The organism is Burkholderia sp. SJZ089, from assembly GCF_007828315.1.
Taxonomy (GTDB): Bacteria; Pseudomonadota; Gammaproteobacteria; order Burkholderiales; family Burkholderiaceae; genus Burkholderia; species Burkholderia gladioli.
Genome location: NZ_VIUM01000008.1, coordinates 251,716 through 264,869, shown reverse-complemented (window position 1 = coordinate 264,869; position 13,154 = coordinate 251,716). Strand labels below are relative to the sequence as shown.

Annotated in this window: 8 protein-coding genes; 4 read left to right on the top strand and 4 right to left on the bottom strand. The window is 70.7% G+C overall.

Annotated features, from left to right (window positions below):
• Positions 1-42: 42 nt before the first annotated feature.
• Both FB600_RS17305 and FB600_RS17300 read right to left on the bottom strand, forming a co-directional pair.
• Positions 43-2,325: an amylo-alpha-1,6-glucosidase gene (locus FB600_RS17305; RefSeq protein ID WP_098182094.1), complete on the bottom strand. Its 2,283-nt coding sequence runs from the start codon at positions 2,323-2,325 to the stop codon at positions 43-45.
• A gap of 133 nt (positions 2,326-2,458) precedes the next feature.
• Positions 2,459-3,493 carry a rod shape-determining protein gene (locus FB600_RS17300; protein WP_145757138.1) on the bottom strand — a complete coding sequence of 345 codons (1,035 nt, stop codon included), beginning with the start codon at positions 3,491-3,493 and terminating at the stop codon, positions 2,459-2,461.
• Between the two features lie 327 nt (positions 3,494-3,820).
• On the opposite strand from FB600_RS17300, the gene FB600_RS17295 reads away from it, so the two are divergent.
• Complete coding sequence (locus FB600_RS17295; RefSeq protein WP_145757137.1) at positions 3,821-6,535, top strand: patatin-like phospholipase family protein; 2,715 nt, start codon at positions 3,821-3,823, stop codon at positions 6,533-6,535.
• Between the two features lie 48 nt (positions 6,536-6,583).
• Here the strand turns inward: FB600_RS17295 and FB600_RS17290 are convergent, their stop codons facing one another.
• Positions 6,584-7,741, bottom strand: a complete 1,158-nt coding sequence (locus tag FB600_RS17290) for an ATP-binding protein (RefSeq protein ID WP_046580642.1) — start codon at positions 7,739-7,741, stop codon at positions 6,584-6,586.
• Entirely contained in the window at positions 7,728-8,435 is a 708-nt protein-coding gene (locus FB600_RS17285) for a response regulator (RefSeq protein ID WP_096751633.1), read from the bottom strand. Before FB600_RS17285 ends, FB600_RS17290 begins: the two co-directional genes overlap by 14 nt.
• A 468-nt stretch (positions 8,436-8,903) precedes the next feature.
• On the opposite strand from FB600_RS17285, the gene FB600_RS17280 reads away from it, so the two are divergent.
• From FB600_RS17280 to FB600_RS17270, 3 genes are all read left to right on the top strand, one after another.
• A complete protein-coding gene (locus tag FB600_RS17280) occupies positions 8,904-11,468 on the top strand; it encodes a TonB-dependent siderophore receptor (protein WP_145757136.1) in 2,565 nt (854 codons plus the stop codon).
• A gap of 196 nt (positions 11,469-11,664) precedes the next feature.
• Complete coding sequence (locus FB600_RS17275; protein ID WP_017921191.1) at positions 11,665-12,579, top strand: glutaminase; 915 nt, start codon at positions 11,665-11,667, stop codon at positions 12,577-12,579.
• 192 nt (positions 12,580-12,771) lie between these two features.
• Positions 12,772-13,116 carry an HdeA protein gene (locus FB600_RS17270; protein ID WP_017921192.1) on the top strand — a complete coding sequence of 115 codons (345 nt, stop codon included), beginning with the start codon at positions 12,772-12,774 and terminating at the stop codon, positions 13,114-13,116.
• Positions 13,117-13,154: the final 38 nt, after the last annotated feature.

The window sequence follows — 13,154 nt, the reverse complement described above, 5'->3', positions numbered from 1 at the left end:
CCGGTTCGGCACCGGCGACGCCCGCCATCCAGCCGTCGCGCGCTACAGCGCGGCCACCACCTTGACGCGGCCGCCGCCCTGCGCGGCCGCCACCACCTGCCCGCCGACCCGGCGGAAGGTCAGCGAGACCGTCTCCCCGCCCACCCGCAGGCCGTCGAGTTCGAGCCAGTCGATGCCGTCCGGCAGCGCGGGCCGCTCGATGCGCACCTCGCCGCGCGCCGCGTCGACGCTCACGCCCAGGCAGGCCTGCAGCATCATGAACGGCGAGCCGGCCGCCCAGGCCTGCGGCAGGCAGGCCACCGGATAGGCGGTGGGCGGTTCGCCGCGCCGGCGCGGGAAGCCGCAGAACAGCTCGGGCAGGCGCATGTCGAAGCTGACCGCCGCCTCGAACAGCGCGCGCAGCAGCTCGGTGGCGGCCGTCTTGTTACCGTAGCGCGCGAAGCCGCGCGCCGCCAGCGCGTTGTCGTGCGGCCAGACCGAGCCGTTGTGGTAGGCCATCGGGTTGAAGCGCGGCTGGCCGGCCGCCAGCGTGCGCACGCCCCAGCCGGTGCGGAACAGCGAGGAGTCGAGCGTGCGCGCCACCGCCTCGCCGCGGCTCGCCTCGGGCAGCCCGAAGGCCAGCAGGTGCCCCGCGTTCGAGGCCAGCACGCGGCACAGCTCGCCGCGCCCGTCGAGCGCGATGCCGTAGAAACCGGCCTCGGGCATCCAGTAATGCGCCTCCACCGCCTCGCGCAGCTTCCTCGCGCGCGCCGAGTAGTCGGCCGCGCGCGCGGCGTCGCCGCGATGGGTCGAGAAGGTCGCCATCGCGTCGAAGGCGGCGCAGGCATAGGCCTGCACCTCGACCAGCGCGATCGGGCCTTCCGGGAAGCGGCCGTCGGCATGGAACACCGAATCGTGGCTGTCCTTCCAGCCCTGGTTCGCCAGGCCCCGCTCCGAGGTCTTCTGGTAGTCGAGCAGGCCGTAGGGATTGCGGTCGCAGGCGCGCGCCACCCAGCCGGCGGCCTTCTCCAGCGCCGGCCAGAGTTCGTCGATCAGGGCCGTGTCGCCGGTCTGCTCGAGATAGGCCCCGGCCAGCACCACGAACAGCGGCGTGGTGTCGACGCCGCCGTAGTAGAGCGCGAACGGCACCTCGCCGGTGGCGGCCATCTCGCTGCGGCGGAACTCGTGCATGATCTTGCCCGGCTCGGCGTCGCGGAAGGCCGAGGTCTCCTGCGCCTGGTGCGCCGCCAGGAAGCGCAGCACGCCCCGCGCCAGCGAAGGCTGCAGCCACAGCATCTGCAGCGAGGTGATCACCGCGTCGCGGCCGAAGGGCGTGGAGAACCACGGGATGCCCGCGTAGGGATAGGGGCCGGTCTCGAGCTGGGTGGTCAGCAGGCCCAGGTCGGCCAGCGAGCGGTCGAGCCAGGCGTTGAAGAGCGGATTGCCGGTGCGCACGCGCGCGATGCTGCGGCGCCGCTCGCGCATCTGGCGGTGCACCTGCACCAGCGCGCGCCGCAGGCCCGGGCGCCCCGCCCGCGCGAGCGGCTGGGCCGGCGCGGCCGGCTCACCGTCGCGCTCGATGCGCGCCTCGACGGTCAGGTAGATCGACACGCAGGCCTGCGCGGCGATGGTCAGCGTGTAGTCGGCGCGATCGGTATCCAGGCGCACCGGCGCCGGCGAGAAGCCGATCCGCACCGTGCGCGCGACGCCGTCCAGGCCGTCGTAGCGCAGCCGCACCTGGCCGGCCTCGACCTCGGGCGCCGCCACCGCGCCGCGCCGCTCGCGCGGCGTGCCGCGCACCTCGAACATGTCGAGGAAGTCGGCCGCGAACGAGATCGACAGCGGCACCTCGGCGTCGGCGGTGCCGTAGTTGGTCAGCGTCAGCGCCTCGTACAGCACGTTGTCGGACAGCACGCGGGTGCGGTCGATGTGGATCACGCCCTCGGGCATCTCGTGGCCGCCCAGCGGCGGCAGCGGCCGGTTGGTCAGGTGCGCGGTGAACGAGGCGTTGTCGGCGCTGGTCGCGCCCGACAGCAGCGAGGGCGCGCGCCCGCCGAAGGTCAGGCGCCAGCCCGACAGCACGCGCATGTCGTCGACGAACAGGCCGTCGTCATGGCCGAGGATGTCGCCCAGCGTGTCGCTGACCACGAATGCGTCGCCGGCCTTCAGCACATGCTGGCTGCCGGCCACCGGTTTCTGCGAGACGGGTTCGGGGGCGATGAAGGGCGGCGCGCCGGTCGCGGCGACCTGCGCGGCCTGGGAAGCGGAAGAAACAGGGGAAACGGGGGAAGCGGCTGCGGCCGCTTCGGCCGTCGGGGTAACGGAATGAGCTTGCGTGCCGGGCATTGCGACTCCTGACTGCGGTCCACGGGGAACTGGGGAAACGGGCGCGGGCGGCGGTTCGCTCCGCTGCTCGCACCCCGTTTCGCCACAGCATAGGCCAGAATGGCCCTGCTTCGCAGTGTCGCCTGCCGGCGTGTCAGTGATCGGTTTCCATCGCCAGCCGGCCCATCGCCTCGCCGGCGCCGCGCACCGCGCAGCTCAGCGGCTCGTCGGCGACCCGCACCGCGAGCCCGGTCTCGGCGTACAGGCGCCGGTCCAGGTGGGCAAGCAACGCGCCGCCGCCGGTCAGCACGATGCCGCGATGGGCGATATCGGTAACCAGCTCGGGCGGCGCCTTCTCGAGCACGCGCTTGACCGCGTTGACCACCTGGTCGAGCGGCGCGGCCAGCGCCTCGGCGATATCGTGGTTGGACAGCTCGATGGTGCGCGGCAGGCCGTCCTCGACGCCGCGCCCGACCGCGCGCATCGATTCGCGCGGCACCGAGCCGCTGGCCGAGCCGATGTATTTCTTGACGTGCTCGGCGGTCTGCTCGCCGAGCAGGACGTTGTAGAGGCCGCGCACGTGGTTGATGATGGCCGCGTCGAACTGGTCGCCGCCGACCCGGATCGCGTGCTGGTAGACGGTGCCGCCGAGCGACACCACGCCCACCTCGGTGGTGCCGCCGCCGATGTCGACCACCATCGAGCCGACCGCCTCGGTGACCGGCAGCCCGGCGCCGAGCGCGGCCGCCAGCGACTGGTCGATCAGGTTCACGCGCGAGGCGCCGGCCGCCGCCGCGGCCTCGCGCAGCGCGCGCCGCTCCACGGCGGTGGCGCTGGAGGGCACGCAGACGGTGAATTCGATGCGCCGGCCGAACAGCGAGCGCGCATGCGACATGCCGACGAACTGGCGGATCATCTGCTCGGCCGCCGGGTAATGGGCGATCACGCCGTGGCGCAGCGGCCGGACCGCTTCCAGGTGCTCGGGCACGCGGCCGATCAACGCCTTGGCCTGCTCGCCGACCGCCTCCACCCGCGCCTTGTCGACATGGGCGTCGGCCTTGCGGAAACAGACCACCGACGGCTGGTTGAGCACCACGCCGCGCTCCTGCGTGTAGATGAGCGTGCTCGCGGTGCCCGGATCGACCGCGACGTTATTGGCGAAAAGCCTGCCCAGGATGGGTGTCGACATGGATGTGCCTTTACGGACTGACGGACCGAGGAAACGCGCTGCGCGGCCAAACCGGCATTTTCCCCGTGCCGGTACTGCTTCCGATGGCCGCCGGCGTTCGCATCGAAACGCGACGCGTCGGCGACAGGAAGTTTCTACTCTAGGTAATTCCAGGTCAATGGAGAATATTCCGATGCCGAATTCCGATGCCGAATTGACAATCTGACGGGAAGATTGGCAGTCCGTTGGATTCCGGAATGAATTGACGCCCTTCGCAAAGTCTGTACCCTCTCGTCTCGCCGGCGCGTTTACCGTCGCGCCAGGCCAGGCCAACCCGATATCAAAAGAATGTTCAACGCCGCACGCCCCGCCTCGTCCGGGGCCTCCGCCGCCGCGCGCGCACCCAGCGCCGCCATCCACGAGGCGCGCTCCGGCGCTGCCGGTGCCCATGCCGCGTGCTCCGTCGCTGTCGATCCCGTATTCGATTTCGTCTTCGATTCCGCATCCCGCCAAGGCGGCGCGCAGCCGTGGCGCGGGCTGCCGGCCCGGCTCGCCTGCCTCGCGGCCCTGCTCGCGGCGGCCCTGCTGCCCTCGCTCGCCGCGGCCCAGGCGAGCCGGGCCGCCGCCCCGGCGCTCAACGGCTCACCCACCGCCGTGCCCGTGCAAGCCCCCGATGCCGCCACGCCGTCCCCGGCCTGGGCCGACGCGCTCGCCGCGATGCGCGCGGGCGCCCTGGCCGCCGATGCCGGCGACCGTTCCGGCGCCAATGCCCAGGCCAGCGCGGGCATGCCCATCGCCCAGGACACCGCCCCTGCCATCGCAACCACACCGGCGAGCGCCAATCAACCGGTCACGCAAGACTGCCGCGCCGAAGGCGGCCAAGCGGGCCGTCCCGCGATCGGCCTGGTGTTGTCGGGCGGCGGCGCGCGCGGCTACGCGCACCTGGGCGTGCTGAAGGTACTGGCCAAGCATCGCATCCCGATCGACTGCATCGCCGCGACCAGCATGGGCGCCGTGGTGGGCGGCCTGTACGCGAGCGGGATGGACGCCGACGAGATGGCCGAGCGCCTGGCCAGGGTGAACCTGGCCGACATCGCCTTCGACGTGGTCAACCGCGCGGACCTGCCGCAGAAGCAGCGCGAGGACGAGGAGCGCTACATCAGCGGCCTGACGGTCGGCTTCGGCAAGAACGGCTTCAAGGCCCCCGCCGGGCTGGTGCAGGGCAACCGCCTGCAGGCCCTGCTGGCCGACTGGACCGCGGCGGTGCCGGTCAACCAGCCCTTCGACCGCCTGCCGATCCCGTTCCGCGCGATCGCCACCAACCTGCGCAACGGCCGCATGGAAGTGCTAGACCACGGCTCGCTGCCGCTCGCGATCCGCGCCAGCATGGCCATGCCGGGCCTGTTCTCGCCGACCGAGATCGCCGGCGTGACCCTGGTCGACGGCGGCCTGGTCAGCAACCTGCCGGTCAGCACCGCGCGCAGGATGGGCGCCGACGTGGTGATCGCGGTCGACATCGGCTCGCAACTGCGTCCGCTCGACGCGCTGGCCTCGCCGGCCGACGTGTTCCAGCAGATGCTCGGCATCCTGATCCGCCAGAACGTCTCGCGCGAACGCAGCGAACTCGGCCCGCGCGACGTGCTGCTCGAGCCCTCGCTGGGCTCGCTGAGCTTCACCGATTTCCAGAACGCCAGCCAGGCGATCGCCGCCGGCGAGGCGGCGGCCGAGGCCGCGCTGCCGCGGCTGGAGCGCTACGCGCTGTCGCCCGAGGCCTACGCGGCCTACCGCGCCGCGCACATGCGCCCGCCCGCCGAGCCGATCCGGCTCGCCGAGGTGGAGATCCGCGCTCACGGGCCGGTGCCGAAGCGGGTGGTGGCCGATGCGCTGCACGTGAAGCCGGGCGACATCTACGATCCGCAGGCCGTCAGCCGCGACCTGCTGGCGCTGACCACCACCGGCAATTTCGACACGGTCACGCAGCAGGTGGTGACCGACGGCGATAGCAACAAGCTGGTGGTGGACGCGCGCGGCAAGACCTGGGGCCCGAACTTCCTGCTGTTCGGGCTGGGCATGTCGAGCAGTTCCACCGACGAGGGCGGCTTCCGCTTCCATATCGGCTACCGGCGCCCCTGGCTGACCGATTCGGGCCTGGAATTCCGCGCCGACTCCACGCTCGGCAGCGACCTGCAGGCGCTGCGCACCGAGCTGCGCCAGCCGCTGTCGAGCAGCCATGGCCTCTATCTCGCGCCCTACGCCGAATTCGAGCGGCGTTTCGCCAACGTCTATTGGGACGACTACAAGCTCACGCAATACCGCTTGCAAACCGAGCGCCTCGGCCTCGATCTCGGCCTGCCGGTCGGACGGCTCGGCGATTTCCGCGTCGGCCTGGCCTACGCGCACGGCAATGCCTCGCCGACCTACAACTTCCCGACCGACATCTCGCCCAACGGCAGCCCGATCGGCCAGGTGTTCGACAGCGACAACGGCCACCAGCTCAGCGTGCGCGCCCGTTTCGTGATCGACCAGCTCGACGATCCGACGCTGCCGCGCAACGGTTACTTCGCCAAGTTCAGCGTCGAACGCTCCCTGGTCGCCAGCGATCAGGTCCAGTACACGGAGGTATCCGGCAAGGCGATGGTCGCGCAGCAGTTCGGGCGGCACAGCATCAACGCCAGCATCGAGGGCGGCAAGAGCTTCGGCGGCACCAGCCCGGTCAACCTGCTGGGCTTCACGCTCGGCGGTTTCCAGCATCTGGCCGCCTATGCCGCCGACCAGCTCAACGGCGACGCGATCGCCTATGGACAGGTCACCTACATGAACCAGGTGGCCAGCTTCAACGCCTCGCCGATCAAGGCACTGTACCTGGGCGCGAGCGCGGAAATCGGCAACGTCTGGACGTCTTCCGGCGACCAGATCCGGCTCGACATCAGCAGCGGGCCGATGAAGCAGAGCTATTCGTTCTTCGCGAGCTTCACGACCTCGTTCGGGCCGATCTACGTGGGCGTGGCGCTCGCGCCGGGCGGGCGCCGCAACCTGTACTTCCAGCTCGGCCGCACCTACTGAGCCCGCAACGGAGCGGCGCCGGCATCCTGAACGCCGGCGCCGCCCCGCTCAGCCCGGCCAGCGGATCTCGAAGCGCGCGCCGGGCAGCACGCGCGCGTCGGTCACCGCGATGTTGCCGTGATGGGCCTGCAGCACCTGCCGCGTGATCGCCAGGCCCAGCCCGTAGCCGGCCGTGTGGCGATCGAGCCGCACGAAGGCGTCGAAGATCCGTTCGCGCTCGCCGTCGGGCACGCCGGGGCCGTCGTCCTCGACGTAGATCAGGATCTCGCCGCCGCTCGCGCCCAGCGTGGTGCCGATCAGGATGCGCGATTGCGCGTACTTGGCCGCGTTGCGCAGCAGGTTGCGGATCGCGTAGGACATCAGGCGCGTATCCATGTTCACGCGCAGCTCGGCCGGCGTGCCCAGGCGCGTCTCGATGATCTTGCCCGCGCTCAGCGGCGCCACCTCGTGCACCTGGGTACCGAGCCAGCAGGCCAGCGTGGTGGGTTCCAGGCTCGACTGCAGCGAGCTGTATTCGAGCCGCGCGTAGGTCAGGCTCATGTCGATCAGCTCGTCGAGCTCGGTCACGTCCTGCGCGATGCTGTCCAGCGCGTCGAGCCGCTCGGCATCCGATATCGGGTCGCGCAGGATCTCGAGCGCGAAGCGCACGCGCGCCAGCGGCGTGCGCAGCTCGTGGGAGATGCCGTTGGTGAGGTCGCGCTGCGCCTCGATCAGGCGCTCCATGCGCATCGCCAGCGCGTTGAGGGTGCGCGCCAGCGGGCCGAGGATCACGCTGTGCGATTCGCGCGCGCGCGTGTGGAAACGCCCGCCGCTGAAGTCGATGGCGCGCTCGCGCACCATCACCAGGTCCACCCAGGTGGGCCGCGCCCAGCGCCAGGTGGCCAGCGCCGGCACCACGATCACGAACAGCGCCACGCCGAGCGCGCCGCCCGGCAGCGCCTCGAAGCCGGCCAGCACCGTCCACGGCGAGAGCGTCACCGACAGCGCCAGCAGCGGCACCGCCACCACCAGCAGGACCAGGCCCATCAGGTGCAGGTAGGCGCGCACGTAGAGGCGCGACCAGCTCGGCATGCGATCGGCGCGCGTGTCGGTCCAGGAGCGCCGGAAGCGCAGCCAGCGCCAGCGCAGGTAGCGCAGCGCCGACAGCCGCGACTGCCCGGCGCCGCCGAAGCCGCGGGGCCGGGCCGCGTCCTTATTCCCAGGCATGGGTGCTGAACTGGTAACCCTTGCTGCGGATCGTCTTGATCCGGCGCGGATGGCTGGCGTCGTCCTGCAGCTTGCGGCGCAGCTTCGAGATGCGGCCGTCGATGGTGCGGTCCAGGCCGTCGAATTCGACGCCGCGCAGTTGCAGCATCAGGTCGTCGCGGCTGACCACCTCGCCCGCGTGGCTCACCAGCACCCACAGCAGGTCGAATTCCGCCGAGGTGAGGTCCGGCGAGGAACCGTCCGGCAGCCGCACCGAGCGGTTGCCGCGGTTGATCGAGAACTTGCCGAAGGCGTGGCTCTCGGGCCCGTTGCCGGGCTCCGGCGCGCGCACCGGTGCACGCCGCAGCTGCGCCTTGATCCGTGCCAGCAGGATGCGCGGCTCGACCGGCTTGCGCACGTAGTCGTCGGCGCCGAATTCGAGGCCCAGCAGCTCGTCGTAGGGCTCGTCGCGGGCCGTCACCATCACGATCACGCCGTCGAAATGCTTGCGCGCCTCCCGGCAGATCTCGAAGCCGTCCTTGCCCGGCAGGTTCACGTCCAGCAGCACCAGATCGGGCCGCGACGAGAGGATCGCGGGGACGGCCGCGTGGCCGTCGAGCACGGCCTCGACTTCGTAGTCGTGCTTGCGCAGGTAGCCGGTGATCAGGGTGGACAGGCGATTGTCGTCCTCGACGAGAAGAATCCGGTAAGGCATGGGGGTGATCGTTGCTGGCGGTGAATCGGGCCGGGTTCCGGCGGCGGGTCGGGCCGCGGTCCGGCAGGTAACCATCGGTAACATCTCAAGCAAATCAGCATGATACTGCTGTCCGGTCCCCGATTGATGCATGTTCCTCAGGAATCGACGCCGCTGTGCAGCAAGTGCGCAAGCCGCCGGAAACAACCGGCGCGAAGGGCGCGGGAGCGTGCGTCGGGACCGGGCCCGGCAGTGTCCGGCCGCATTCGACCGGCCGCGCCGCCGGGAGTGCCTGAAACCGCTGTCGACTTCGCTCGGCTCCATCGAATCTCCATGCCATCTCCACATCGACGGCGGCTCGCGCCGGGCCGCGCCGCGCGATCAATCCGGTAAGCGCTTACCTGAGGCCGTCGCGTTTTCCTGTCCCTTTCGCTCGGCTGCCGTGTCATCGACTGGTAACCCGGATTCGAACCACACAGGAGTACCTCGATGATTGCTCGGCCCTCCCGCCGCCCGGCCACGCAGCCCGGCGCCGCCGCCCACCCCGGTCAGCCGCGTGCCTCGCGCTCGCGGCGCGGCCCGGTCGCGCGGCGCGCGCTTTGCGCGGCCGCCGCGTTGGCCTGGACCCTCGCGCCGACGAGCGGCGCGGCCGAACCCGCGCGCGGCGCGCATGCCGGCACGGCCGGCGCCACCGCCGCCGAACGCGCCGCCCCGGATGTCGCCCCGGATGCCCCGACTCCGGCCGGGCGCCGCGCCTGGCATGTGCCGGCCGGCGAGCTGGGCGCCGCCTTGTCGGAGCTGGCCAGCCAGGCCGGCGTGACGATCCAGATGGACGCGCGGCTGGTCGAGGGCCGGCGCACGCGCGGCATCGACGGCCGCTACACGCTGGCCGAGGGCTTCGCCGCCCTGCTCGCGGGCAGTTCGCTGGAGGCCGTCGACGGCGGCCGCCAGGTCTGGCTGGTGCGCGCGCGGGCCGGCGGCGATGTCGATATCGATGCCGCCGGCGCGTCGGCCGCGGCCAGCCACGCGCTGCCGATCGTCAAGGTCAGCAGCCGCGCGGGCAACGACGAAGGCGGCTACGTGGCCGCGACCAGCAGCGCCGGCTCGAAGACCGCCACCTCGCTGCTCGAGATCCCGCAATCGGTCTCGGTGGTCACGCACGACCAGATGGTCCAGCAGGACGCGCAGACGCTCAACGCGGCGGTGCGCTACACCTCGGGCGTGCAGCCCGAGACGCGCGGCGCCGTGGCCACGCGCTACGACCTGCTGACGGTACGCGGCTTCCAGGCCGACACCTACTGGAACGGCCTGAAGCAGATCACCAACAGCATGTATTCCACGCCGCAGATCGACCCCTATCTGCTGGAGCGCATCGACGTGCTGAAGGGGCCGGTGTCGGTGCTCTACGGCCAGGCGGCGGCGGGCGGCGTGCTCGACCAGGGCAGCAAGCTGCCGACGCGCCAGCCGCTGCACGAGATCGGCGTGGAGCTCGGCACCGACGCGCACCGGCAGGCCTCGTTCGATTTCTCGGGCCCGCTCGACGCCGACAGCCGCTACCTGTACCGCTTCACCGGCATCGCGCGCAGCGAGTTCGGCCAGGTCCAGAGCACCCGCAACGAGCGCATCGCGCTGGCGCCCTCCTTCACCTGGCGCCCCGACGAGGCCACCTCGCTGACGCTCTACGCGCTCTACCAGCGCGATCCGCGCGGCAGTTCCTACGGCGCGGTGCCGCTGGAGGGCTCGGTGATCGGCAGCCCTTACGGGGCGCTGCCGCGCGACTTCTACGACGGCGACACCAACTTCGAACGCTTCAGCCGCACCGAGGCCGCCGTCGGCTACCGCTTCTCGCGCAAGCTCGAGCGCGACTGGACGGTGCGCTCGAACGCGCGCTACTTCCATATCGGCCAGGATTACGCGAGCGTCTACAGCAGCGGCTTCGTGCCCGGCACCTCTTCGCTGCAGCGCTACTCGATCGCCTCGCAGGACCAGTTCAACTCGATCGCGCTCGACAACCAGCTCGAAGGCCGCTTCGCGACCGGCGCGGTGCGCCACACGGTGCTGGCCGGCTTCGACTACCAGCACTTCGCGACCTCCTACGCGCTCGGCTACGGCAGCGCGCCGCCGCTCGACGTGCTCGCGCCGAACTACGCGCAGCCGATCGACCCGATCGCGCTCGCGCCCACCCGGATCCGCGGCAACCAGTTCGGCGTCTATGCGCAGGACCAGATGCGCTACGGCCACTTCGTGCTGACGCTGGGCGCTCGCCAGGATTGGGCCAATACCTCGACCGCCACGGGCGGCGCGACCAGCTCGCAATCGGCGCGCGCCTTCACCAAGCGCGCCGGCCTCAGCTATGTGTTCGACAACGGCATCGCGCCCTACGTCGGCTACACCGAATCGTTCTCGCCGCAAAGCGGCACCAGTCGCGCCGGCCGGCCCTTCGACCCGGAACGCGCGAAGCAGTACGAGATCGGCCTGAAGTTCCAGCCGACCGACTACGACGCGATGTTCACCATCGCGCTGTTCGATCTCACCCGCAACAACCTGCTGACCACCGACACCGCCAACCCGCTCTACCAGACCCAGTCGGGCGAGGCGCGCTCGCGCGGCATCGAGCTGGAGGCCAAGGCGAGCCTGTCCGATTCGCTGAACGTGACGGCCAGCTATACCTACCTCGATACCAAGTACGTGAAGGACAACAGCGGGCTGGAGGGCAGGTTCCTGACCGGCGTGCCGCAGCACCAGGCCTCGGCCTGGGCCTACTACACGCAGCGGCGCGGGCCGCTGGCGGGGCTGTCGGCCGGCGCCGGGCTGCGCTACACCGGCCAGACCTACAACGACACCAACCAGTACCGGCTGGCCAGCTACCTGCTGCTGGACGCGACACTGCGCTACGATCTCGGGCGCCTGTCCTCGCGCCTGAAGGGCTCGGATGTCTACGTGAACGCGCAGAACCTGCTCAATCGCCGCTACGTCGCCTCGTGCTCGTCGACGGCCTGGTGCTGGTTCGGCTACGGGCGGCAGGTGTTCGCGGGCGCGAACTATCGCTGGTAAGGCGACGGAAAGCCGGCGGCGGTGACCGCGCCGGCGGTAACGGGCGAGCGACAGGCCGCTGGCGGCAACGCCCCCGCTCGCCGCCGGCGCCGCTTCGCGCGAAAGGCCGCCGGGCCGCATCGGCGCTTGACGAATCGGCGCGCAGGCGCTTCCATACGGGCTCGCTGAATTCCGTGCGCGCGCCGCCGCCTTCGTCATGAATTACCAATCGATACTCGACCGCATCCAATCCGAAATCGCGCCCTGGATCGGCGCCGGGCGCGTCGCCGACTACATCCCCGAACTCGCCAAGGTGCCGGCCGAGCGCTTCGGCATGGCGATCGTCACGCTCGACGGGCAGACCTACACGGTCGGCGACGCGCACGAGCGCTTCTCGATCCAGAGCATCTCCAAGCTGTTCGCCTGCACGCTGGCCTTCCAGTTGCTCGGCGACGAGCTCTGGCAGCGCGTCGGCCGCGAGCCGTCGGGCACCGCCTTCAACTCGCTGGTGCAGCTCGAGAGCGAGCGCGGCAAGCCGCGCAATCCCTTCATCAACGCCGGCGCGCTGGTGGTGACCGACGTGCTGAGCCGGCGCTTCGTGCGCGCCGAGACGGCGCTGGTGGAATTCATCCGCCGCCTGATCGGCTCCAACGAGATCGACTACGACTCGCGCGTGGCGAGCTCCGAGCTGCAGCATGCCGAGCGCAACCGCGCGATGGCGCACTTCATGGCCAGCTTCGGCAACATGTGGATGCCGGCCTCCACGGTGGTGGACGCCTACTGCCGCCAGTGCGCGATCTCGATGAGCTGCGTGGAGCTGGCCCAGGCCGCGCTGTTCCTCGCCAACGGCGGGGTGGCGCCGATCAGCGGCGAGCAGATCGTCGACGCCAGCTCGGCCAAGCGGCTCTCGGCCCTGATGCTGACCTGCGGCACCTACGACGCGGCGGGCGACTTCGTCTACCGCGTCGGGCTGCCGGCCAAGAGCGGCGTGGGCGGCGGCATCGTCGCGGTGCTGCCGGGGGAGATGGCGGTCTGCGTGTGGTCGCCGGGGCTGGATCCGAACGGCAATTCGCTGGCGGGGGTGCTGGCGCTGGAGTGGCTGACGACTTATACGGGGCGGTCGATTTTTTGAGGACGGTGCGCGACGCGGCGGCCGCGGCCGGTCGATCGGAATGGCATCTCCCGGCAAGCGCACGATTCCCGCAGCCGTTAAGTCTGGATTAATGAAGCCTGCCGAGAATGAACACCGCCGACAACGGCACACGTCGCGTCGACGATCGATTCAACGCGCGGCGATGGCTCGCTTATCAAACTGGTGAGGTCAATGATGAAGAAGCTCAGCATGTGGTGTGCAGCGGCGGCGCTCGTGGGCATCGCGACCGCGAACGTGGCGTATGCGCAATCGACGGCGAAGACGATCGCGCCCGCCAAGATGACGTGCGCCGATTTCGTGACGCTCGAGGATGTCTACAAACCCGCGGTGGTCTATTGGGCAACCGGCGTCGACAAGCTGGGCGTGCGCGAGACCGATCAGATCACGATCGACACCGGGCACCCGGTGGCCGAGGACATCACCGCCGCGTGCCGAGCGACGCCGAAGGTCAAGATCGTCGACAAGGTCAAGGCGATGGCAAAGGCGGGCAAGCTCAGCATCTACAAGGGCAACTGAGACACGCCGGACCGCCGGGCGCCGAATCCCGGCGGTCC